The sequence below is a fragment of the Vibrio sp. 10N.261.51.C6 genome (genome assembly GCF_041471785.1).
Lineage (GTDB): Bacteria > Pseudomonadota > Gammaproteobacteria > Enterobacterales > Vibrionaceae > Vibrio > Vibrio crassostreae_C.
Genome location: NZ_JBFRPB010000019.1, coordinates 199,457 through 221,951, shown reverse-complemented (window position 1 = coordinate 221,951; position 22,495 = coordinate 199,457). Strand labels below are relative to the sequence as shown.

Annotated in this window: 21 protein-coding genes; 16 read left to right on the top strand and 5 right to left on the bottom strand. The window is 44.6% G+C overall.

The genetic code is table 11. The features are described 5' to 3' along the window. The first annotated feature begins 32 nt into the window (after positions 1 to 32). From yegD to AB4375_RS05295, 4 genes are all read left to right on the top strand, one after another. The gene (gene yegD, locus AB4375_RS05310) at positions 33 to 1,385 is read left to right on the top strand and encodes a molecular chaperone (protein WP_017064846.1); all 1,353 of its coding nucleotides are present in this window, start codon (positions 33 to 35) and stop codon (positions 1,383 to 1,385) included. Positions 1,386 to 1,877: 492 nt separating this feature from the next. Further along, positions 1,878 to 2,936, top strand: coding sequence for a porin (locus AB4375_RS05305; protein ID WP_372051149.1), 1,059 nt, complete (start codon positions 1,878 to 1,880; stop codon positions 2,934 to 2,936). A 290-nt stretch (positions 2,937 to 3,226) separates the two neighbouring features. Beyond that, the gene (locus tag AB4375_RS05300) at positions 3,227 to 3,859 is read left to right on the top strand and encodes a fumarylacetoacetate hydrolase family protein (protein ID WP_102320581.1); all 633 of its coding nucleotides are present in this window, start codon (positions 3,227 to 3,229) and stop codon (positions 3,857 to 3,859) included. A 150-nt stretch (positions 3,860 to 4,009) separates the two neighbouring features. After that, positions 4,010 to 4,642 carry a LysE family translocator gene (locus AB4375_RS05295; RefSeq protein WP_017068640.1) on the top strand — a complete coding sequence of 211 codons (633 nt, stop codon included), beginning with the start codon at positions 4,010 to 4,012 and terminating at the stop codon, positions 4,640 to 4,642. 129 nt (positions 4,643 to 4,771) lie between these two features. Here AB4375_RS05295 and AB4375_RS05290 read toward each other — a convergent pair whose 3' ends face one another. Next, complete coding sequence (locus AB4375_RS05290) at positions 4,772 to 6,478, bottom strand: phospho-sugar mutase (RefSeq protein ID WP_372051148.1); 1,707 nt, start codon at positions 6,476 to 6,478, stop codon at positions 4,772 to 4,774. A gap of 454 nt (positions 6,479 to 6,932) precedes the next feature. Here AB4375_RS05290 and coxB point away from each other — a divergent pair, with 454 nt between their 5' ends. Genes coxB through AB4375_RS05270 form a run of 4 tightly spaced genes read left to right on the top strand, consistent with a single transcriptional unit; the run spans position 6,933 to position 11,357 of the window. Then, positions 6,933 to 8,135 (top strand): cytochrome c oxidase subunit II, encoded by a 1,203-nt coding sequence (gene coxB, locus AB4375_RS05285; RefSeq protein WP_372051147.1) that lies wholly within the window; start codon positions 6,933 to 6,935, stop codon positions 8,133 to 8,135. Further along, a complete protein-coding gene (ctaD, locus tag AB4375_RS05280) occupies positions 8,132 to 9,793 on the top strand; it encodes a cytochrome c oxidase subunit I (RefSeq protein ID WP_048612910.1) in 1,662 nt (553 codons plus the stop codon). Before coxB ends, ctaD begins: the two co-directional genes overlap by 4 nt. A gap of 11 nt (positions 9,794 to 9,804) precedes the next feature. Beyond that, entirely contained in the window at positions 9,805 to 10,434 is a 630-nt protein-coding gene (locus tag AB4375_RS05275) for a cytochrome c oxidase assembly protein (RefSeq protein WP_048612911.1), read from the top strand. 38 nt (positions 10,435 to 10,472) lie between these two features. Continuing rightward, positions 10,473 to 11,357, top strand: a complete 885-nt coding sequence (locus AB4375_RS05270) for a cytochrome c oxidase subunit 3 (protein WP_009845661.1) — start codon at positions 10,473 to 10,475, stop codon at positions 11,355 to 11,357. 19 nt (positions 11,358 to 11,376) lie between these two features. Here the strand turns inward: AB4375_RS05270 and AB4375_RS05265 are convergent, their stop codons facing one another. Next, positions 11,377 to 11,607: a DUF2909 family protein gene (locus AB4375_RS05265; protein WP_017064837.1), complete on the bottom strand. Its 231-nt coding sequence runs from the start codon at positions 11,605 to 11,607 to the stop codon at positions 11,377 to 11,379. On the opposite strand from AB4375_RS05265, the gene AB4375_RS05260 reads away from it, so the two are divergent. The 8 genes from AB4375_RS05260 to aroG all read left to right on the top strand — a co-directional run bounded on the left by AB4375_RS05260 (position 11,495) and on the right by aroG (position 18,018). After that, entirely contained in the window at positions 11,495 to 12,442 is a 948-nt protein-coding gene (locus tag AB4375_RS05260) for an SURF1 family protein (RefSeq protein WP_372051146.1), read from the top strand. The genes AB4375_RS05265 and AB4375_RS05260 overlap by 113 nt on opposite strands. Further along, the gene (locus AB4375_RS05255) at positions 12,435 to 13,043 is read left to right on the top strand and encodes a hypothetical protein (RefSeq protein WP_372051145.1); all 609 of its coding nucleotides are present in this window, start codon (positions 12,435 to 12,437) and stop codon (positions 13,041 to 13,043) included. Before AB4375_RS05260 ends, AB4375_RS05255 begins: the two co-directional genes overlap by 8 nt. A gap of 102 nt (positions 13,044 to 13,145) precedes the next feature. Next, a complete protein-coding gene (locus AB4375_RS05250) occupies positions 13,146 to 14,201 on the top strand; it encodes a heme A synthase (protein ID WP_372051144.1) in 1,056 nt (351 codons plus the stop codon). Next, the gene (gene cyoE / locus AB4375_RS05245; protein ID WP_372051143.1) at positions 14,191 to 15,165 is read left to right on the top strand and encodes a heme o synthase; all 975 of its coding nucleotides are present in this window, start codon (positions 14,191 to 14,193) and stop codon (positions 15,163 to 15,165) included. The genes AB4375_RS05250 and cyoE overlap by 11 nt, the downstream gene beginning before the upstream one ends. A gap of 132 nt (positions 15,166 to 15,297) precedes the next feature. Beyond that, positions 15,298 to 15,651 (top strand): hypothetical protein, encoded by a 354-nt coding sequence (locus tag AB4375_RS05240; protein WP_017068634.1) that lies wholly within the window; start codon positions 15,298 to 15,300, stop codon positions 15,649 to 15,651. A gap of 100 nt (positions 15,652 to 15,751) precedes the next feature. After that, entirely contained in the window at positions 15,752 to 16,423 is a 672-nt protein-coding gene (locus AB4375_RS05235) for a DUF3313 domain-containing protein (RefSeq protein ID WP_102332021.1), read from the top strand. A gap of 13 nt (positions 16,424 to 16,436) precedes the next feature. After that, complete coding sequence (locus AB4375_RS05230) at positions 16,437 to 16,652, top strand: DUF3820 family protein (RefSeq protein WP_004730103.1); 216 nt, start codon at positions 16,437 to 16,439, stop codon at positions 16,650 to 16,652. Positions 16,653 to 16,965: 313 nt separating this feature from the next. After that, positions 16,966 to 18,018, top strand: coding sequence for a 3-deoxy-7-phosphoheptulonate synthase AroG (gene aroG / locus AB4375_RS05225; RefSeq protein ID WP_017061746.1), 1,053 nt, complete (start codon positions 16,966 to 16,968; stop codon positions 18,016 to 18,018). Positions 18,019 to 18,128: 110 nt separating this feature from the next. Here the strand turns inward: aroG and AB4375_RS05220 are convergent, their stop codons facing one another. The 3 genes from AB4375_RS05220 to AB4375_RS05210 form a co-directional block, all read right to left on the bottom strand. Next, positions 18,129 to 19,553 carry a phosphomannomutase CpsG gene (locus tag AB4375_RS05220; protein ID WP_102332022.1) on the bottom strand — a complete coding sequence of 475 codons (1,425 nt, stop codon included), beginning with the start codon at positions 19,551 to 19,553 and terminating at the stop codon, positions 18,129 to 18,131. 15 nt (positions 19,554 to 19,568) lie between these two features. Beyond that, positions 19,569 to 21,104 carry a mannose-1-phosphate guanylyltransferase/mannose-6-phosphate isomerase gene (locus tag AB4375_RS05215; RefSeq protein WP_372051168.1) on the bottom strand — a complete coding sequence of 512 codons (1,536 nt, stop codon included), beginning with the start codon at positions 21,102 to 21,104 and terminating at the stop codon, positions 19,569 to 19,571. Positions 21,105 to 21,190: 86 nt separating this feature from the next. Then, complete coding sequence (locus tag AB4375_RS05210) at positions 21,191 to 22,360, bottom strand: mechanosensitive ion channel family protein (RefSeq protein ID WP_017061743.1); 1,170 nt, start codon at positions 22,358 to 22,360, stop codon at positions 21,191 to 21,193. Between the last annotated feature and the right edge of the window lie 135 nt (positions 22,361 to 22,495).

Here is a 22,495-nt window from a genome sequence, read left to right as displayed (position 1 = left end):
ATCTCGCCCCTTTTGTTGAGTGGGGGGATATTATGTTTATTGGATTTGATTATGGAACAGCGAACTGTTCTGTCGCGGCGATGGTTAATGGAGAGCCAAGCCTGTTACCGCTAGAAGGTAACAACCACTATATTCCCTCAACCGTGTTTGCGCCTACTCGTGAGAGTGTTTCTGAACATCTATTCCGCCACTTGAATATCAAGCCGAGTGATGCGATCGGTGAGCAAGTACTACGACGTGCGATTGCGCTGAACAGAGAAGAGAGTATCGACTTAGTGCCAGAAGACATGGCATTTGGTCAGGCTGCGTTGGACTTATATTTAGAAGACCCTCGCGATGTTTATTATGTTAAGTCCCCTAAATCTTTCCTTGGCGCGAGTGGACTACATGATGTGCAGGTGAGCTTTTTCGAAGATTTAGTGTGCGCCATGATGGCAAATATCAAGAATCAAGCCGAACTCACGACTCAAGAGCAGATCAAGCAAGCTGTTATCGGCCGACCAATTAACTTCCACGGTCGAGGTGGTGAAGAGGCGAACAGACAAGCTGAAGACATACTGTCTCGCGCAGCTAAGCGTGCCGGTTTCCTTGATATCGCTTTTCAATTTGAGCCCGTAGCCGCAGGCCTTGATTACGAAAGCACATTAACTGAAAACCAAACAGTATTGGTTGTTGATATTGGCGGTGGTACCACCGATTGCTCATTATTAGAAATGGGACCAACGTGGTCTGGTAAAGCGGATCGTACCCAGAGCTTGTTGGCACACAGTGGGCAAAGGGTAGGGGGGAATGACCTCGATATCTATCTTGCATTCAAACAACTGATGTCACCTTTTGGTATGGGCAGCAAAGGCATTTCGGGTATTGATATGCCACTGACTCAATTCTGGAACCCAATTGCGATTAATAATGTTGAAGCTCAAAAGAACTTCTATTCAAGAGAAAACCTAGCGGCATTAAAATTACTTCGTAAAGAAGCGTCAGAGCCTCAAAAGCTAGAACGTTTGATGAAGGTTTATCACGACACTTTGGGTTACGGTATTGTGCGTAGAGCGGAAGAGGCCAAGATTGCGCTGGCAGAATCCCCTCAATATCGTGCTGCGATTAATGTTGCCTCTGAACTGGTCGAGGTAGATATCTCAGTCGAACAGATGGTTGAAGCGATTGAAACACCAAAGTCTAAGATGATTGAGTTGGTTAAAGAAGCGATTCAACAAGGCCAGAAAAAGCCAGACGTAATCTACATGACGGGTGGTTCCGCTCGTTCACCGATACTTCGTGAAGCCGTACAACAAGCTGTGCCGAATGTACCGATTGTGAGTGGTAATTACTTCGGTTCAGTAACTGCAGGTTTAGCTCGTTGGGCTGAGGTTTGCTTCAAATAAGAGTTCAATGATGAGTTATGAAGGGCAACCAGTCGCTGATTGGTTGCCCTTTTTTTGTTTTTCTCTAATGAACTTTCTATTGAACGATTTTTCCTAGCTCATATTGGGATTTGTTTCACAAAGCTAAATATTTCAGCTGAGCTCTACGTGTTACAAAATGTTTCAAAGGCAAAGGCGAGCCTCTCGATGGTCTGATGAGTTACCTTGGGTTTAGATTTTTAATGCTTTCTTAGTGATTATAAAATCAAAAATAATCAAAGTATTTATCTCAAAGAATGAAAGGAGGTCCCAGCAATTGTCGTGTTAATCAACTGTTTTGAAAGGTATTTTTGTTTTTTATAGTGCGATTTTTTTTATTTTATATATTTTAATGCAACTTTCTTGTCATTCGTATATTAGGGTTTGCCTACTTGTTAAATGCAGGTAACAACTTCTCCGTAAGCACGAGGTTGTTAGTGAATCACTCACCCAGTTACATAATGGACATGACAAATGAATAAGAAACTTTTAGCGCTAGCAATTTCTGGTGCAGTATTTGGTACACAGGCAGTTGCAGTAGAACTTTACAACGAAGACGGCACAACATTCTCAGTTGGCGGTCACGTTTCAGTTGCAGTTGGTGATGTAAACAGCGATGACCGCCTTAACAGCGATGACATCGGTGTTGAAACTGTTTCTCCACGTATCAACTTCGGTGCAACTCACGAACTTGGTAACGGCTTTACTGCTGATGCTAAAGGTGAATGGGCGCTAAACATGCTTGACGGTGGTGATCAGTCATTCACAACTCGTCTTGGCTACATTGGTCTAACTCATGAAGACTTCGGTCGTGGTGTTGTTGGTACTCAATGGGCGCCATACTACAACGTTGCTGGTGTTGCAGATATGCCAATCGCATTCGCGAATGACTTCATCTACGACGATCACGGTAACCTAGGTACTGGTCGTGGCGAAGAGATGGTGAGTTACGGCAATGCTATCGATTTTGGTAACGCTGGTTCTCTAAACGTAGGTGTTGCATGGCAAGGCCGCAAGACTGATAAAGTTTCAGATACAAACACAAACAAATACGGTAACCGTGCTCAAATTGCATTGAACTACGCAATTGCTGATTTCACAGCAAACTACGCATACAACACTGGTGATGTTACATTTGGTAACATTGGCGGTGGTTCTAAAACCGCTGATTCTAACGTAGTGAGTGCTACTTACGGTTCTTACGGTTCTGAAGGTCTATTCTTAGCTGGTGTTTATGCTATGAATAACTACATGAACTCAAGCGCTGGTGTTGCTTTAGAAGAGACAGTTGCAGTTGAATTACTTGCTTCTTACGCACTAGCTAACAGCCTTAACCTAAGCGTTAACTACGAAGCTGTAGAAGATGACAAGATGAGCGAAACAGTATTTGCTACAACTGCTCTACAAGCTGAGTACAACTTCACATCTCAGTTCGTAGGCTTTGCTGGTTACCAGTTCGACCTACAAGGTTCTGGCGTGTACAAAGAAAAAGCTGACGACCAGTGGCTACTTGGTGCTCGTTACTACCTATAAGTCGCAGACTGATTTAGCATAGTGTTTACTCCTTAGGTTTACCTTTTAGGATACTGTCCTAGACACCATGCTAAGCCCTCTCAAACCTTTTGGTTAGAGAGGGCTTTTTTCGTTTTGGGCTTTTGTCTTTAATGGTGATTTCGCACTATTGCGACCTTCGTATAAACGCTTTCAAATCATCGAATTGAGCTAAAGATCAGAATTTAGAGATCGGTAACCATCTTGTCGAAGACTCTCATTTTATGATGCGTTAAACTCTCCACTCAAAAAAAATAGTTCAGGGATAAACTATGAGCAGTGTTGTCGATCAGGAACAGCTGATGAATTCGAAACGAACCGCAACACCGACCAAGGTGCTGTGTGTTGGGCGTAACTATGTCGATCACATTGAAGAACTCAATAACGCAATCCCAGACTCTATGGTGGTGTTTAATAAACCAAGCACCAGCGTGACTTCCTCTCTTTCTTCGTTTCATCAAGAAGCACTGCACTATGAAGCTGAAATCTGCTTTATCGTTGAAAATGGCCAATACTCAGCCGTGGGCTTAGGGTTAGACCTCACCAAGCGTGAGTTGCAAAGTAGCTTAAAAGCGAAAGGCTTACCTTGGGAACGCGCCAAAGCTTTTGATGGCTCAGCCGTATTTAGTCGCTTTGTTCCAATTGATAACTTAGACCTTGCAGACTTAAACCTAGAGTTGTTTATTAACTGTGTTCGTGTTCAGAAAGGACATGTTGAGCAGATGCTTTACTCTCCAAAAACTATCCTAGAAGAGCTGTCTTCTTATACCACCTTACTAGACGGCGATGTTGTGATGACAGGTACGCCAAAAGGTGTTGGGGCCGTACATCGAGGCGATATCTTCCTTGGTCGCCTAAAGTGTGGCGATACGACATTGATTGAGATCGAATGGGTAGCAAGTTAATTAGTCTTTTCTATTTAGTTAATAAATTGGCTTTGTCGCTTAATGTTGGTTTTTAATTCGATTAAATAAACGTCGAACAACTGATTGCATCTGGAAGGGTGTTGGTAATTGATATAAAATCCGCCTCCGTTTTTATCAATGCTGACCCTCATGATCGACTTAACCATTTTACCTGTCTACCTGACTGCCGTTGTTGCACTTCTTCTTTTACCTGGCCCTGATATGTTACTGATTGCGAGTTCAAGCATGAGCTATGGCCGTAAGGTCGGCGTGTTTGCAAGCCTAGGTAATGCGACTTCTGGAATCATTCTGACAGTATTAGCGGCTATGGGTGTATCAGCGTTGATCGCAATGAGCCCAATAGCGCTTAAAGCTCTCCATTTGTTAGGCGGCGCGTACTTGTTGAAGATGGGATGGGACTGCCTGCGAACAGAGCAGGGTAACGCGCCTGAGTTAAGCGATAACTTTGCAGCAAAAGCCTACTATCAAAGAGCGCTAATCAGTAACCTGCTTAATCCTAAAGCGTTGGTTTTCTTTGTGATGTTTCTACCTCAGTTTGTGTCGACGAATATTGAAGCGACTTCCGGTCAGCAGATGCTTGTTCTGGGTTTATTACTGAATGTTCTCGGCTTAACGTTTAACTTTTTGCTGGTGGCGTTAGTGGGTACGATTGGTAAATCTCTCGTAGAAAACGCGAAGTTTCGTACCTATCAGCAGAAAGTGATGGGCGGAGTCTTCATCGTGCTGGCTATCTGGATGTTGTCCTCTTTCTTTACTTCGTAGACGAATCAACCCAAACATCTTCTCGCGGTTAGCCGCTGAGACAAAAATGGACGCTTTGAGCGTCCATTTTTTATTCCTAGCAGTTACATATTGCACCTTATAGAACGATGTTTTGAAAACGATGATTCACTAAGCGTTCAACTCTTGCTGGTGTTGTTCAATCAGTTTATTCATGTCTTCTTCACCGCGTAGGCGAGTGTCTTCGTATGTTTCTGTCCCTTTGAACTTTGTTACCGTCTCATAATAGACTTTCACTTTTGGTTCTGTGCCTGAAGGTCGGACGATAATGCGTGTGCCATCTTCTAGGTGATAGATGAGAACATCACTTGAAGGCAGGTTAATCGCTTCAGTATTGCCACCAATGACGAAGCGCAAAGAAGACTGCAGATCTTCAATCACAGAGATAGCAACACCGTTTATTGCTTTAGGTTGTGCCGCTCTGAGTTTAGAACCAATCGATGGCGAATCTGGGTCAAGAGCAATGCTTCGCTGCGCGTTGGTGTGAACCCCATGTTCAAATGAAATTTGAGCAAGAAGATCCCAAACTGTTCGACCTTGAGATTTTAACTCCTCAACCAATTGAGCAAACACGACAATAGCAGACAGCCCATCTTTGTCTCGTACTTGAGTACCAATTGTGTAGCCTAATGCTTCTTCATAGGCGAACAAGAAGTCGTTCTGATCATTTTCCAATTGCATGCCAATATTCGCTAACCATTTAAAGCCTGTCAGTGTTTGGAAATAAGTCGCCCCGTGGGATTGAGCTACTTTTTCAAGCAATGTTGAAGATACGATACTGTTACCAACTAATTGGTTTTTGGTATGCGGCTTTGAGAGTAGATAATGAGCGAATAGCACGCCGACTTGGTCACCTGTTAGCATTTTGTATGAGCCATCATCTGTTCTCACTGCAACCGCAAATCGGTCTGCATCTGGATCGTTGGCACAAGCAATGTCGGCATCGACACTTTTTGCTAAGTTAACCACCAGATCCATCGCGCCTTTTTCTTCCGGATTCGGGAAGTTGACGGTCGGGAAGTTACCATCGGGCTCTCTTTGCTCGGCGACGCTGAACACCTTATGGAAACCAGAATCGTGAAGTAGATCCTCGGCCATTTGTGCGCCGACACCATGCATTGCGGTATAGGTGATGGTGGTGTTCGCCGATTCGATCTCGTCACTCACGTATGGGCTCTGATTTATCGCAGCGCGGTAGGTTTGATAATAGCCTTCAGTTAACCACACCAACTTTCCTTGCGATTCAGCGTCACTTAGGCTCATTAAAGGGAGCGGCTTGGTCGATGCGATATCGATTTCAGCGGCAATACCCGCATCGTGAGGAGGAATGATTTGAGCGCCATTCTCCCAGTACACTTTGAAACCATTGTATTCCGGTGGGTTGTGGCTGGCCGTCACCACAACGGCAGCTGCGGCGTTGAAGTGCTCAATACCAAAGGCAACGATAGGGGTCGCCGCGACGTTCGAGGTTAGATAAACCTTAATGCCTAAAGCCGTGAGTACGGAAGCGGTATCAATCGCGAACTGCTTTGAATCTAAACGGCCGTCATAACCGACGACCACACCGCGAATGGTCGCATTAGCGACATGTTCGATTAAGTAGTGGCCGAGCCCGGTTGCTGTTTCCTGTATGACTAAACGGTTCATTCGATTTGGGCCGCATCCAACTTTGCCTCTAAGTCCTGCCGTTCCGAACTCTAATCGTTGAGTAAAGCGGTCTTCAAGTTCGTCGTGCATTCCCTCATCGATGAGGTGTTGAAGTTCTTCACGAGTTCTTGGATCTGGGTCTCTCGCTAACCAATTCATTGCATCTTGCATAATCACTAAACCTATTAATGTCTGTATGACTTACCGTTGATTTAATTTAAGTGATATTGATTCTCATTTCTATGGAGGCAATCGTAAAACTCGATATAAAATAAATTCCAACGGCAAGAGGGCACGTAGATTAAGCCACTTCAAATAATTGACTGTTTAGTAAGTAAACTTACCTTGAATAATTGGATATCACTAACTAGCCTTTTACATAAATATAACAAAATTTAACAAATTCGCCGTTTTTGAATCTTTCATGGAAACCTCCAACGCTTTTGAACCGTATTAGTTCTTGGGTTTATATGAGGTCAGTAGCCTGCTCACAGGCTAGTTCCATGTGAGTTGTAGATTGAGATTCAGCCTTTTCATGTGTAGCCGGAATAACAATGAATGTTGTCCAGTTCGCAACGACATTTAGGTCGCAAGTATCCAATTAGGAAGGACAAGGAGAGATCTTTTGAAAAGATTACTGGTTAGGCTAGCGTGGCTTTTGAAGAGTTTTGTTGTGCTTTTAGTATCGCCTTTAGTGCACGCTAGCAGTGATTACAACATGACTCAAGGCGTCACTGAGATCAGTGGTAAGGTGTATGAACTTCATATGCTGATCTTCTACATCTGTTGTGCGATTGCCTTTGTTGTTTTTGGTGTGATGTTTTATTCGATTTTGAGGCACAGGAAATCGAAGGGCGCAGTTGCTGCCCATTTTCACGAAAGCACGAAAGTCGAAATTCTTTGGACCATCATCCCTATCATCATTCTCATCGCTATGGCGATACCCGCCACCAAAACCTTAATAGCGATGGAAGATACCTCCCAATCAGATCTGACCGTTAAAATCACCGGGTCACAATGGAAATGGCATTACAGCTATTTTGGTGAAGACGTCGAATTTTTCAGCCTTCTAGCGACCAGTGACAAAGAGATTGAAGGCCTCGAAGTGAAAGGCGCGCATTACCTGCTAGAAGTTGATAAGCCGCTGGTACTGCCTGTTGACCGTAAAGTCCGTTTCTTGATGACTTCCGATGATGTGATTCACTCATGGTGGGTGCCAGCATTCGCCGTTAAGAAAGATACCATTCCGGGCTTTATTAATGAGGCTTGGACTAAGATAGATGAGCCTGGTGTTTACCGAGGGCAGTGTGCAGAGTTGTGTGGTCGTGCCCATGGTTTCATGCCGATCGTGGTGCATGCCATGGAAGAAGATGAGTTTGACGCATGGCTAGCGGAGCAGAAAGAGTTAGCGATAGCCGAACAACAAGCCGCAAAAGATGCATTAGGTGCGTCACTTTCCTTGGCGGAGTTGAATACCATCGGTGAAGAGGTTTACAAAACTCGATGTGCGGTTTGTCACCAAGCAAACGGTGAGGGCATTCCTGGAGCATTCCCTGTCATCAAAGGAAGTCCTATTGCCCTTGGTGATGTGGATGTTCATATCGACACAATTGTTTATGGTCGTGGCGGTACGGCGATGCAAGCATTCGATAATCAGTTAACCGAGAAAGAGATCGCAGCGGTAGTAACTTATCAACGAAACGCTTGGGGTAATGATACCGGCGATATTGTTCAGGCCTCAGATATCAACGCTTATAAGGCGAAGCAAGAAGGCAGTTCTGAAAGCTCAACGGATGATGCACAAAATGATGCTAAGGATCAGTTATGAGTTCACCAATCAATAAGCCGGTGAAATCGGCTCCAGCAGAAGATCAAGTACTGAGCCATTCTGTGGAAGGCACCTTGGGCAATAATGATTTGCCTGTTGATGATCACGATTCACATGCGGCACCTAAAGGCTGGGCTCGTTGGCTGTATTCAACCAATCATAAAGACATTGGTACACTTTATTTGTGGTTCAGCTTTGCAATGTTCTTAACGGGCGGCGCCATGGCGATGGTGATCCGTGCGGAGCTGTTCCAACCGGGTTTACAACTTGTTGAGCCAGATTTCTTCAATCAGATGACTACAGTCCATGGTTTAATCATGGTATTTGGTGCCGTAATGCCTGCATTTACGGGTTTGGCTAACTGGATGATTCCGATGATGATCGGTGCACCAGATATGGCACTGCCGAGAATGAACAACCTCAGTTTCTGGATCTTGCCTTTTGCGTTTCTAATCTTAATCGGATCTTTGTTTACAGAAGGGGGCGGCCCGAGCTTTGGTTGGACCTTTTATGCGCCACTCTCGACAACTTATGGGCCAGACAGTACCGCGCTATTCGTATTCTCAGTTCATATTATGGGGATCAGTTCGATCATGGGGGCGATTAACGTGATCGTAACCATAGTGAACATGCGCGCACCGGGCATGACTTGGTTCAAGCTACCGATGTTCGTATGGACTTGGTTAATTACCGCTTTCTTGCTGATAGCCGTGATGCCCGTGCTCGCGGGTGCGGTGACCATGGTACTGACTGACAAATATTTTGGGACTAGTTTCTTTGATGCCGCTGGTGGTGGTGATCCCGTCATGTTCCAGCACATATTCTGGTTCTTTGGGCACCCCGAAGTGTACATCATGATCTTGCCGTCTTTTGGTATTGTCTCAGCCATCATCCCTGCATTCAGTGGTAAGCGCCTGTTTGGTTATCACTCGATGGTTTATGCGACCTGTAGTATCGCACTGTTGTCATTTTTGGTTTGGGCACACCACATGTTCACCACGGGTATGCCAGTATTTGCCGAACTGTTCTTCATGTATTGCACCATGTTGATAGCGGTGCCGACCGGTGTGAAAGTCTTCAACTGGGTGGCGACCATGTGGCGCGGTGCTTTGACCTTTGAAACACCAATGCTGTTTGCGATTGCCTTCATTGTTTTGTTTACGATTGGCGGGTTATCTGGATTGATGCTCGCTATCGTGCCAGCTGATTTCCAATACCACGATACTTATTTTGTTGTGGCTCACTTCCATTATGTTCTGGTAACCGGTGCCGTGTTCTCGATTATGGCTGCTGCCTATTATTGGCTGCCTAAGTGGACTGGGCATATGTACGACCACAAGCTCAGCCTGTGGCATTTCTGGACGTCGGTGATTTCAGTCAATGTACTGTTCTTCCCGATGCACTTTTTAGGGTTAGCGGGTATGCCGCGTCGTATTCCAGATTACGCGATTCAGTTTGCTGACGTTAACCAAGTTGTGTCGATTGGTGGTTTTGCCTTTGGGTTGTCTCAGCTGATTTTCTTATGGCTAGCGATTAAGTGCGTAAGAGGGGGAGAGCCTGCTCCAAGCAAGCCTTGGGATAGAGCTGAAGGTCTTGAATGGACAGTACCAAGCCCTGCGCCTCACCACACCTTTACTCATCCACCTAAAGTGGATTAGAGGGCAGACCCATGAGTGATAAGCAAAGCGATCCCAATCAAGATAAAAAACAACCAAAGCGCCTGTCTAATAAGCGATCGACCAAAAAGCTGACGGGCTACTTGGTGTTGAGCGTGGTGGCGATGTTTGGCTTCGGTTTCGCTTTGGTGCCGCTCTACGATGTGATGTGTGAGGCTTTAGGGATCAATGGTAAAACCAATACCGTTTCCGCAGTTCAACCTCAGGGAATGCAGCCCGATTATTCTCGTACGGTCCGCGTTGAATTCATGTCCCACATCAAGCCAGATATGCCATGGCAGTTTTCGCCTGAGGTTCGAGTGTTAGAGGTTCATCCTGGTGAGGTGGTTCAGACTAACTACATTGCCAAAAACCTTTCTGGATCCTCATTGGTTGGCCAAGCCGTACCATCGGTTTCTCCAGGTATGGGGGCAACCTACTTCAATAAGATGGAGTGCTTTTGCTTTAATCAGCAGCCATTGGATGGGCACAAGAGCGCAGAAATGGGTTTGATATTTTACATTGAGCCAGATATTCCAGAATCGATACATACGCTGACGCTCTCTTATACGTTATTCAATATCACGAATGAGGTGGGTGCAGCGGCCAATAAATCTGAGCCTAACGTACTCGCAAGTAACTAGGGATTTACAGAACCAGAATCAACAAAAGGAGTTGAGCGATGAGTTCTAAAAAGGAAGTTTATTTCGTTCCACACCAAAGCCACTGGCCATTGGTGGGTGCTGTAGCACTGTTTTTGGTCGCGGTTGGCGCTGGCTTGACGGTGCAAAATATGGGCACCGACGCTGCTGGCGGCGTGTTTGGCAAAGCGGTGTTGTTAGTCGGGTTTGCTGTGCTGCTTTACATGCTCGCAGGTTGGTTTAGCAATGTGATCACAGAATCATTGAGTGGTCTCTATTCTGAGCAGATTTCTCGTTCTTTTAGACAAGGAATGAGTTGGTTTATTTTCTCTGAAATCATGTTCTTTGGCGCTTTCTTTGGCGCGCTTTTCTATGCTCGAATGATTTCTGTGCCTTGGATTGGTGGCGCGGGTAATAATGAAATGACCCATGAAGTATTGTGGCCGATGTTCCAATCAATATGGCCACTAACTACTACCCCTGATGGTGTGACGACACAAGCCATGCCTTGGCAAGGTATCCCGCTTAAGAACACCATTATTCTGCTGCTTTCCTCTGTGACGCTGCACATGGCACATATCAGTCTTGAACAAAATAAGCGTATGGCTTTGATCGTCTGGTTGGAGATAACCATTGTTCTGGCTGGCTTCTTCCTGTTCTTCCAAGTTGAAGAGTATCTTCACGCTTATCAAGAGATGGGGCTGACACTTCAGTCGGGCATCTACGGTAATACCTTCTTTTTGCTGACTGGGTTTCATGGCTTACATGTCTGTTTAGGGACAATCTTTTTGATTGTGTTGCTGGCAAGGGTTGCGAAAGACCACTTCACTCCAAAAGACCACTTTGCGTTCCAAGCGGGCAGTTGGTATTGGCACTTTGTTGATGTGGTTTGGTTAGGGCTGTTTGTGTTTGTTTATGTGCTTTAACGGTTGAGTCTATAGGGGATTAATAGGGGCGAGGATTGGGAGTTATCACTCCTGATCCCAAAGCAAGTAATAAAAGTAGCACGACAACGGCTGACCACATGACACGACGCCCTAAGAAGTGACTGAGCCTTTTTCCATTGTGTTTGCCCGAGGCGATTTGGATTAGGCCTTTCATCAAATTGAAAGCGATAAAAAACAGCAAAGCGACCAAGACGACTTTAAATAACAGAACAAAGGTAGATGACGCCATAGTGATAACTCCAAACCGATTGATTGATGATGAACACAAGTTCCGCAGTAAAGGTTTTTGGATAGCGGTTGTTTTAACTGTGGTTTCAGTCGGCGCTTTAATCAAGTTAGGTTTGTGGCAACTCGATCGTGGTAACGAGAAATTACGTTATGAACAGCAATTAGCTGAGAGAGCACATCTCTCGTCACAACCTTTAGGTGTCGTTATTTCTGAGTTGCGAGAGCTGGATTTATCTGGTCAAGAGTCATTAAATCCTCAAACCCTAAACGGGTTAAAGGCTGATGTTGAATTAGTCAATACGAGCGGCTTGATGCTCTTGTTAGACAACCAGATAAGCCAAGGAACGGTAGGGTATGTGATTTACATGTTGGGTGAGGTTCGCTTTGAAGATGGAAACCAGTCCTTAGTGGCTGAAAAACATTTGTTGATCGATCTTGGGTTTGTTCCGGCAAGTAATGACAGAAGAGAACTACCGCAATTAGGAAGTATCACTGTACCAACCAAAATGTCAGGGCGTTTGTACACTCGTTCAGTGAATCCTCTAAGTCATGAGCTGGGTTTAGAAAACACAACGCCTAAAAGAATTCAAAACATCAACATAACAGCGTTATCAGAGTACACAGGACAAGCCGTTTTACCCTTTGTCTTCCAACCGCAAAGCTTAGAATCGTGGCCTTATGAGTTGTTATGGCGACCGACGGCAATGAAATCTGAGAAGCACTTCGGTTACTCATTTCAATGGTTTGTAATGGCAGCGGTACTTTTGTTTTTGATGTTGTTAATTGGCTATCGGTACCTAAAAGCAACACCTATCACGAGGAATAAGGATGGATAAATCTCAAGCACAAGTGAACAGGGAAATTACCGAGGCAAACATGGCTGAGCTCAGAAGCCGTCGTACTAAAGGACGCTTGGTATTAATCGGACTCGTTTTAATTTTCGCTTTGCCAGCCATTATCGCCAAAACTGTGTTGGATCAGAATTGGTATACGTCAGGTGTCACTAACTCAGGCGAATTGGTAGAACCAAGAATTACACTAGCGGATTTTGGCGTAACGGTACCCATGGCAGGAGAGGGTTGGGTTGTGGGGTATATCGCACCGATGGAGTGCGAAAGCTTGTGTGAACAACAGCTTCATTATTTGAATCAAAGCTACTTAGCGTTAGGGAAAAACAAAGAGCGAGTGACCGCCGTTGTTTTCGTCTCAGAAGGTAACTCGTTGTCGGGTTCGCTCAACAAGCCTGATTTATCTTTGTTAGCTGGTGGTGATCAGTTAAGCACCGAGTTTTCGCCGGCTTCCATTGTCATAATTGACCCACTCGGGCAATTGGTTATGGAATACAAAAGTGTTTCTGATCCTTCGCAGCTAGTCAGCCAATCTAAAGGCATGATTCATGATTTAAGAAAGCTACTCAAGCTGTCACGAGTTGGGTAGTTAATCAGCTTAAGTTGATAAGCTTGAGTTGATGAGCTTTAGCAGATTGCGTTAATGCTGAGTGTTGTTAGCGAAAAGGGAATAAGTATAGGGAGATAAACGATGCAGAATAAAGCCCCTGATTTACTCATGCACATGATGAGATTAACTATCTTGTTAACCCTTACCGTGATTGTGCTCGGCGCTTATACCCGTTTGTCTGATGCTGGCCTTGGCTGTCCTGACTGGCCTGGGTGCTATGGAAAGATTACCGTTCCCTCGAATACCCAAGCCGTTAATCAAGCCAATCTACAATTTCCAGAACGAGCTCTCGAAGCAGACAAAGCTTGGATAGAGATGATCCACCGCTACTTTGCAGGAACATTAGGGCTGCTTATCTTTGTCGTTGTTGCTTGGTGTATTAAAAAGAATATAACAGCTGCTGGTCTTCCGTTACTTATCTCTGCCACTGTGATTTTTCAGGCTTTGCTTGGAATGTGGACGGTGACTCTTAAGTTGATGCCCGTTGTGGTTATGGCGCATTTGATGGGGGGCTTCACGTTGCTGTCACTGTTGTGTCTGCTCTACTGCCGTTTGTCTCAATTCCAAAGCCGTTTTGGCGAGGCTTCTTATTCTCCAACACTTAAATTTTGGGCGTTGTTTGGGTTACTCATTGTGGTTGGGCAGATACTGCTTGGTGGTTGGACATCGTCAAACTATGCCGCTTTGGTGTGTACCCAATTGCCCATTTGTGAAGGTAACTGGATGAGCTACCTCGACTTCAAAAATGCGTTCGATTTTGCTCAACATGGACACGATAACTATGAGTTTGGTGTGTTGGGATATCCCGCAAGGCTCACCATCCATGTCATGCACAGGTTCGGGGCTATTGTGGCTACGTTAACGGTGCTGATGATCGTGTACCAGTTATGGAAGTTTGGCCAAGCGCCTCACCAAAAGCTGAGCGTGACTGTCGCAATAGTCTTGTTTACTCAAATCAGTCTTGGGATCAGTAATGTATGGTTTCATCTGCCAATTTCAGTCGCGGTTTTGCATAACCTAGTCGCAGCGATGTTGCTCATCAGCATGGTTGTAACCAATTTTGTCGTGTGGCAACGCAAACCAAGTCAGGGCTTGGTGAAAAACAGTGTATTACAAGGAGGTAATCATGGTCAGTAGAACGTCAACACAGTATGAAGTGGTGGCTCAAGACGCAGCCTTAACTCATAAGATAGCAGCCAACAATGACATAGCTTTAAGTAGCGAAATTGCTGCAAGAAACAAAGCCACTTGGAAAGTTTATTTAACGCTGACCAAGCCTAAAGTGGTGGCTTTGATGTTGCTGACGGCATTGGTTGGGATGTGCTTGGCCGTGCCGAATGGATTGCCTTTGCAACAAACTGTGTTCGGAATGATTGGGATAGGGTTAATGGCAGGTTCAGCGGCTGCGTTTAACCACTTGATCGATAAAAAGATCGACGGCCAGATGACTCGAACAAATCGACGCCCTTTACCATCCGGTGAACTGAGTAGTGTGCGTGTGTTCAGCTTTGCCGCGGGTATCGGCTTACTTGGCTTTGCCACGTTAATGGTGTGGGTCAATCAACTCACCGCTTGGTTAACCTTTGCAAGCTTGTTGGGTTACGCAGTGATTTATACCATGTACTTAAAACGAGCGACGCCACAAAACATTGTGATCGCAGGGATCGCAGGCGCAATGCCTCCGCTGTTGGGCTGGACGGCGGTTACCAATGAACTGCATTCAAATGCTTGGTTGTTGGTGATGATCATCTTTATTTGGACACCTCCTCATTTCTGGGCGTTGGCAATTCATCGTCGTGATGAGTATGCCAAAGTGAATATCCCCATGCTGCCTGTGACCCACGGAATCGAATACACCAAGACTTCTATTTTGCTCTATACCTTGCTGCTAAGCATCGTATGTATATTGCCGGTATTGGTCGGCATGAGTAGCTGGATATATTTGAGCGCTTCTTTGGTTCTCAACGGCGGTTTTATTTATCACGCTTGGGTTCTTAAATATCGTGATGAACCTAATATGGCGATGAAGACCTTTAAGTTCTCCATCTATCATCTCATGATCTTGTTTGTTGCTTTGTTGGCGGATCATTATTTGCTCTGATAGCTCTGTACAGATTAAACAAGGTTATCCCCATATCAAAACCAAACCTTTGGTTTCCACTAACCGAACCCTGACACGCCATGTATGAAAAACCGGACAATTGATTGGTATGAATTATATAAAGGAGCCGGTATGGAATTCACAGAACTAGACAGAGACGCGTTGTATCAAACGTGGATGTCACAAAAATCGAGAATGCGAATTACGCAGATGGAGTTTTCAAAAAAGCTAGGCATGAACCAGCTTGATTTCTCAAGAGTGCTAAGAGGGGAGACGCCATTAACCATGTCTTTCATTAGTCATTTTTGTCGTTTACTTCATTTGGAACCAAGGAATGTATTCCCCTCGCTAAAAGAGGTCAATGAATCGGGGCCTAAAGTGGTCTACCTGAAAAGTAGAATGAGTGTTGATGGTGAGATCCAAAATGCTTATATTGAAGGAAATCAGGTAATTGTAGAGTACGCACACACTGTTCAACATGATTAATTTTAGAGTTAGCTCTGATTTTTAACCCCCTTTTTCTACAACCTTTTCACATAGGGTATGTCATACTTAATTAGATTCCTTAATTTTGACTAAGTGCGTTATGAACCCTTTAAAAGTCCTTTTGCTTGTTGCAACCAGCATTTTCTTGCTTGGTTGTGCAGGCGGCCCAATTAGAACCGCTACTAAATTTACCAGCTACGAAGATTTTCAGGCTGGGCCTGACGGAGGCGTCGACTTGGTTTGGGCAAGGGTTGGGCTACGTGACGCGCAGCGTTTGAAATCCAAGTTAGATGACTACGATTCTGTAGTGATCGACCAAATTTTTGTTTTAGCAGAAGAAGGTTCGTTGGATCAGGAAGAGATTCAGGAACTCACTGAGCACATGGTTGCGCGCTTGGAAGATAAAATATCGCCTCATAAAACGATTGTCGATGAACCGACAGGAAAAACGCTCCGCTTGAGTATCGCTCTGAGTAACGTTGAAACGCCCAATCCGATCTTAGCTGTAACGAGCAGCGTTCTGCCGTTTGGCCTTGCGATGTCAACCATATCTAAGGTCACGACTGGTGAGCACACCAATGTTGGGAGTGCGAGTGTAGAGTTATTGGTCAGTGATGCTCAAGAGGGCACACCACTGTTTGCAGCGATCGACCGTGAAGCGGGTAACAAAGATTTTTCAACCATGATTGATTCGCTGGATGATGCCAAAGACGCGATCAACTATTGGGTTGAACGTTTAGGTGATACTCTACACAACATAGATGACGCATAGTAAAGACCGAATAATGCTAGAGAAAGAGAACCTGATTAAGTTGGCTCGAATGCAGATGCCATTTGGAAAGTACGCGGGTCGTACACTGATTGACTTACCTGAAGAATATTTGCTGTGGTTTGATAAAAAGGGATTCCCGTCTGGTGAACTCGGCGATTTATTGAAACTGTGCCTTGCTCTGAAAATTGAAGGGCTTGATAGTGTCGTCAAGCCATTGAAAAGAATGTAATTAAATAAAAGCTCACGCTGATCACGTGAGCTTTTTTGTTTTTGAGTTCGACACAATTTTACATGCATGATGTAGCTTGAAGAATGGCTCTTCTTACCTTGCTATAAAATACGCAATCGATAGCGTGTAAATAATGGTATACAGGGTGTTTTAAATATAAAACACAAAAAAAATTGCGTTTATTTTTAATTAGTGATTGAAACTAGAGTTTTTACTAGTTAAGTTACAGGGAACAAGAAGATTAGTGCTGATAGAAAGTGACGTGAGACAACGTACATTCAGCTCAAGGATAGAAAAAAGGAAGAAGTAAGCAATGTTCCAGACTGATGATGTAAGAATTAACAAAGTAAAAGAGTTATTACCCCCTGTTGCTGTTTTAGAAAAGTTTCCAGCGACAGAAGTTGCTTCTTCTACAACCTTTGAAAGCCGCAAAGCGATCCACAATATTTTAGAAGAGAGCGATGATCGCTTGCTTGTTATTGTCGGCCCATGTTCTATTCATGACACAGAAGCTGCTCTTGAGTACGGTAAACGTTTGAAAGTGTTGCGCGACGAACTTGGTGATAACCTTGAAATCGTAATGCGTGTTTACTTTGAAAAACCACGTACAACTGTTGGTTGGAAAGGTCTAATAAATGACCCGTACATGAACGATACGTTCAAGCTAAATGATGGCCTTCGTCTAGGACGTAAGCTACTGCTGGACCTAACTGACATGGGCATGCCAACGGCAAGCGAATTCCTAGACATGATCACGCCTCAATACGTTGCTGACCTAATCAGCTGGGGTGCAATCGGCGCACGTACTACAGAATCTCAAGTTCACCGCGAACTGGCTTCTGGCCTATCTTGCCCAGTTGGATTTAAGAATGGTACTGATGGCAACATCAAGATTGCAACAGATGCTATTCGCTCTGCTAGCGCTTCTCACCACTTCTTATCAGTAACTAAGTACGGTCACTCAGCTATCGTTGAAACAGCAGGTAACCCTGATTGTCATATCATCCTACGTGGTGGCAAAGAGCCAAATTACAGCGCAGAACACGTTGGTAAGATTAAAGAAGAGCTAGCAGCTTCTGGTCTTCCACAAAAAGTGATGATCGATTTCAGCCACGCAAACAGCTCTAAGCAGTTTAAGCGTCAAATGAACGTATCTGATGACGTAAGCGCACAAATTTCTGGTGGCGACAAAGCTATCTTTGGTGTGATGATTGAATCTCATCTTGTTGAAGGTCGCCAAGACCTGGTTGAGGGCAAAGCTGCAACGTACGGCCAATCTGTTACTGATGCGTGTATTGGTTGGGAAGACACTGAAACAGTACTTCGCCAGCTGGCAGACGCTGTTGAAGCTCGTCGTAACAAATAGACTAATTACAGTCAGCGATTAAGCTACTGAAAATTCAAAGCCCTTAGTTAGCAACAGCTAATAAGGGCTTTTTTGTGGATCTTAGTTGAAAACTGGAAGTGTCTGTATTCTTAAATGAGAAAAGACAGTAACTCGTCGACTTTAAGTGACAGTAAAGCTTTATCTTGTTTGGTTTCAACGTTAAGGCGTATTAATGGCTCGGTATTGGACTTTCTTAAGTTGAAGCGCCATGAGCCCATATTCATGCTGATTCCGTCTGTGTGATCGATCTCAACGGCATGATCTTGGTAGTGCGATAACACGCAAGCCATGACCTGCTCTGGGTCTGAGACTCTTCGATTGATCTCCCCGGAAGAGGGGAATCTATCTATACTAGTACTCGTTAATTGGTGAAGAGATTGTTGAGTTTTCGACATCAGCTCGATAACCAATAGCCAAGGAATCATGCCTGAATCGCAATATCCAAAATCACGAAAATAATGGTGTGCGCTCATTTCGCCCCCATAGACGGCATTCGTTTCACGCATCTTCTCTTTGATCAGTGCGTGTCCTGCTTTAATTCCAATCGCTTTTCCACCATGCGTTTTTGCGATTTCAATTGTGTTCCAGGTCATGCGCATATCGTGCAATACAGTCGTGTTAGGCTGTTTGACCAAGAATGCTTCAGCAAGCAACCCTACAATGTAATAACCCTCGATGTAATTGCCTTGCTCATCAAAGAAAAAGCATCGGTCGAAGTCTCCATCCCAAGCAATTCCAAGGTTGGCAGAATGCTCTAAAACGGCATCTCGAGTGGCTGCTTGGTTCTCTCTAATCAAAGGGTTTGGAATACCATTTGGGAAGTTTCCATCAGGGTTATGATGAACTTTGATGAAGGTGATAGGGACACCGAGTTCGTTAAATTTATTATCTAAAGCATCAATGATATGTCCTGCAACACCGTTCCCAGCATTAACCACAATCTTCATCGGTGACAGCTTTGATGGGGTTATATACGAGAGTAGGTGCTCGACGTACGGAGCAAGAATACTGTTCGATCTACTAGAGTTACTTGGTTGTGCATGAACGAACGGTAAATTGCAGTTCAGCTCTTGATTAAGTTCTTCAATGCGTCGTTTGATTTCATCTAAACCACTGTTTTTACTGATAGGGCTAGCGTCTACACCGACCATTTTCATGCCGTTGTAATTGATTGGGTTGTGGCTGGCTGTGATTTGTATTCCGCCAATCGCTTTTAGGTAACGAGTCGCAAAGTAGACCTCTTCAGTGCCAGTCATACCTAGATCAATGACGGTAATCCCTGACTCGATTAAGCCTTTGGTCATGGCTTCTTGTAATGACAGGGAGGTTTTGCGGTTATCACGACCAATCACTACCTGCGCCAAACCATCGAGTGAGGTTTCAGGCTTAGCGGATAGGACGTATTCGCCAAATGCCTTACCGAGCAGGTAGGCGAGTGGCTCATTGATTTGTTTACCAATGACGCCGCGGATATCGTTGTTCTTAAAGCAGTTTAGGTCTAATGTTGGTTTCATCGATTTGTCGCTGCTTTATTTCGTTTGGTTGTGCTTTGATGAGTGGACTTGTTGCTTGCGCACGTCTCGCCCATAACTGTCTTGATATCGAATGATGTCGCCTTCACTTAAATGACTGCCTGTTTGTACTTCAATCATCTCGAGTGGGAGATCCCCTGGGTTCTCTAGGCTGTGAATATGACCTAAAGGGATGTAAGTGGATTGATCTTCTTCAACCAGATAGGTTTTCTCATTGTTGGTCACTTTCGCAGTACCCGCCACGACTACCCAATGTTCCGCTCTATGGTGGTGCATTTGTAACGACAACTTGTGACCGGGTTTAACGGTGATACGTTTAACTTTGTCGCGCTTGCCTAGGTCGATAACATCGTATTTACCCCAAGGTCTAAACACCTCACGATGATGCACATGTTCTGTGCGACCCGCTTGATTTAGTTGACTGACAATCGATTTAACACCCTGAACCCTGTCTTTATTTGCAACCAATATAGCGTCTTTGGTTTCGACAATAATCAGGTTGTCGACACCTACCGTCGCAACCAGCTTATTTTCAGCATGGATGTAGTTGTGTTGAGAGTCGACGGTTAACACATCACCTTCAATGACGTTATTGTGCTGATCTTTTTCGCTTACATCCCAGATCGCGGACCATGAGCCAATATCGTTCCAGCCGACATCCATCGGGATCACCGCGGCGTGCGAGGTCTTTTCCATCACGGCGTAATCGATTGAATCACTTGGACTGCTTTTGAATGCTTCAGCGTCTATACGGATAAAGTCGAGGTCGGTATTTTGCGTTGCAAGAGCGAGTTTACAAGCCGCTACTATCTCAGGGTGGTGTTCGGCGAGTTCTTCAACATAGCGTGATGCCTTAAACATGAACATGCCACTGTTCCATAAGTATTGTTCTGAGCGGATGTACTCTTCTGCTGTTGCTGTGTCTGGCTTTTCTACAAAGCATTCTATGGCGAAGGCGTGATTGATTGGCTGCTCTGTTCCATTAGTATCAGTTTGAGCACTGGAGGAAAGAGGCTCTCCCTGCTTGATATAGCCATAGCCAGTCTCTGGGGAGCTAGGTGTTATACCGAATGTCACCAGCTTGCCTTGTTTTGCATAATCAACACCACGACTAATCGCTTGTTGGAATTCAGAGGTTTTCGCGATGTGATGATCAGCAGCCAGCACTAACAAGATAGGGTCGGATGCGCTTTGTTCATTAAGCGGTGGTTTACTTAAAGCCTTTAGGGCGGCAAGCGCAATGGCTGGGGCTGTATTTCTACCGACTGGCTCTAGCAGAATACCACTATGTTGAATGTTAGCTGATCGAGCTTGTTCAGCGGCAATAAAGCGATGCTCTTCATTACAGATAATGAATGGGGCATCGCATTTACTATCCATCAAGTGCTCTTCAAGGCCTTGCAGGCGTTGAAGTGTGTGCTGAAGCATTGACTGGTCGCCGGCAATATTGAGAAATTGCTTAGGGTAAAGCTCGCGAGACAGTGGCCAGAGACGACTTCCGGAGCCGCCGGCTAGAATGACAGGTAAAATCATAGCGTGGTAATTAGGTGCATTAGAATACTGCCAGCATATTACCACGCTTCACGCTTATTACTTATCGATAACCAAGAAGGATATGACTATCGATGACCTTCCGTAGGGGAGTTCAACATGTCTTTGGGATCGCTAATATTCTGATTATCACCTAGGCTTTGAACGCTGTTATGATCTTGAACATTAGAAAAGTCTTGAGGGTCAATCTTGAGTGTCTGTGTTGGGAACGCGATGTCTGCATTGTGTTTATGAATAATCGCCAGAACCTGTAACAGAACGTCTTGCTTCACTTTGTGGTACCTGATCCAGTTGACTGTTTTTGTGAAGGTATAGATAAAGAAGTTGAGCGTTGATGGCCCAAATTTGTCAAAGTTAACGATCAACGTCTGTTTGGCATCAATATCTGGGTGGGTCTCGAGCATGGTTCTTACATCATCAACAATGAGCGCCAATTTGTCTGCATCTTGATAACGAAGACCAAAGGTTTCATTGATTCTACGATTCAACATTCTCGATGGATTCTCTACCACAATACTACTGAACACCGAATTTGGCACGTACAAAGGACGCTTATCAAAAGTGCGGATGATCGTCATGCGCCAACCAATGCGTTCGACAGTGCCTTCGATTTGACGGTCGGGAGAGCGAATCCAATCACCGACTTTAAAAGGGCGGTCGAAGTAAATCATCATGCCACCGAAGAAATTCGACAGTAAGTCCTTAGCCGCTAAACCGACGATCAAGCCACCAACACCACCAAAGGTGAGTAAGCCGGAAAGACTGAGCCCAAATGCCTGCATAATGGTTAGGCCGCCCATCACCATAAAGAACAAGCGAGCGACTTTCGCTATCGCTTGTACAGTGGTTTCGTCTCTGGTTTTTTGCTCTAAGACATAGGCTTCAGTGTTAGTGATCATTCGTAAGGTAAACCAAACGAATGTACAGATAATCAATATGTGTTTAAGCGTTTTTAACCAATTGATTTCATTGCCAAACTGGTCTTGAAGTATTAGCCCGATAGAGACTGTAGCAGGCCAACACCAAAGTAATGTGCTGACAGGGGTTTTTAGTGCTTCTAGCAGTAGATCGTCCCAGTGGAATGGGGTTTTCTGAACCAGAATTTCTAAGCGATTATGGATAATTCGCCAAGCTACCCAAGCGAGAAAACTCGCAATAGTGATGAATAGGACGCTGTTTGCCCAATCACTATGGCTCTGGTTGATGTAGGTTTGTACTTGGGTTATGAATTCATTCATTGTGTGTGCTGCCGCAGAAATTATGAATTGGAAATTAGCAGAAACTCGAGTTGTTCTCTACCTTTATAAATCAAGCGATTATGACAATAGTATAACCTTATTCTTGCAGAACTAACTTTTTTTGAGATAGAAACT

Excerpts from the sequence above, each read along its gene's own strand:
- yegD (WP_017064846.1), top strand. The coding sequence starts at position 33 with ATGTTTATTGGATTTGATTATGGAACAGCGAACTGTTCTGTCGCGGCG.
- AB4375_RS05305 (WP_372051149.1), top strand. The coding sequence starts at position 1,878 with ATGAATAAGAAACTTTTAGCGCTAGCAATTTCTGGTGCAGTATTTGGT.
- AB4375_RS05300 (WP_102320581.1), top strand. The coding sequence starts at position 3,227 with ATGAGCAGTGTTGTCGATCAGGAACAGCTGATGAATTCGAAACGAACC.
- AB4375_RS05295 (WP_017068640.1), top strand. The coding sequence starts at position 4,010 with ATGATCGACTTAACCATTTTACCTGTCTACCTGACTGCCGTTGTTGCA.
- AB4375_RS05290 (WP_372051148.1), bottom strand. The coding sequence starts at position 6,478 with ATGCAAGATGCAATGAATTGGTTAGCGAGAGACCCAGATCCAAGAACT.
- ctaD (WP_048612910.1), top strand. The coding sequence starts at position 8,132 with ATGAGTTCACCAATCAATAAGCCGGTGAAATCGGCTCCAGCAGAAGAT.
- AB4375_RS05275 (WP_048612911.1), top strand. The coding sequence starts at position 9,805 with ATGAGTGATAAGCAAAGCGATCCCAATCAAGATAAAAAACAACCAAAG.
- AB4375_RS05270 (WP_009845661.1), top strand. The coding sequence starts at position 10,473 with ATGAGTTCTAAAAAGGAAGTTTATTTCGTTCCACACCAAAGCCACTGG.
- AB4375_RS05265 (WP_017064837.1), bottom strand. The coding sequence starts at position 11,607 with ATGGCGTCATCTACCTTTGTTCTGTTATTTAAAGTCGTCTTGGTCGCT.
- AB4375_RS05255 (WP_372051145.1), top strand. The coding sequence starts at position 12,435 with ATGGATAAATCTCAAGCACAAGTGAACAGGGAAATTACCGAGGCAAAC.
- AB4375_RS05250 (WP_372051144.1), top strand. The coding sequence starts at position 13,146 with ATGCAGAATAAAGCCCCTGATTTACTCATGCACATGATGAGATTAACT.
- cyoE (WP_372051143.1), top strand. The coding sequence starts at position 14,191 with ATGGTCAGTAGAACGTCAACACAGTATGAAGTGGTGGCTCAAGACGCA.
- AB4375_RS05240 (WP_017068634.1), top strand. The coding sequence starts at position 15,298 with ATGGAATTCACAGAACTAGACAGAGACGCGTTGTATCAAACGTGGATG.
- AB4375_RS05235 (WP_102332021.1), top strand. The coding sequence starts at position 15,752 with ATGAACCCTTTAAAAGTCCTTTTGCTTGTTGCAACCAGCATTTTCTTG.
- AB4375_RS05230 (WP_004730103.1), top strand. The coding sequence starts at position 16,437 with ATGCTAGAGAAAGAGAACCTGATTAAGTTGGCTCGAATGCAGATGCCA.
- aroG (WP_017061746.1), top strand. The coding sequence starts at position 16,966 with ATGTTCCAGACTGATGATGTAAGAATTAACAAAGTAAAAGAGTTATTA.
- AB4375_RS05220 (WP_102332022.1), bottom strand. The coding sequence starts at position 19,553 with ATGAAACCAACATTAGACCTAAACTGCTTTAAGAACAACGATATCCGC.
- AB4375_RS05215 (WP_372051168.1), bottom strand. The coding sequence starts at position 21,104 with ATGATTTTACCTGTCATTCTAGCCGGCGGCTCCGGAAGTCGTCTCTGG.
- AB4375_RS05210 (WP_017061743.1), bottom strand. The coding sequence starts at position 22,360 with ATGAATGAATTCATAACCCAAGTACAAACCTACATCAACCAGAGCCAT.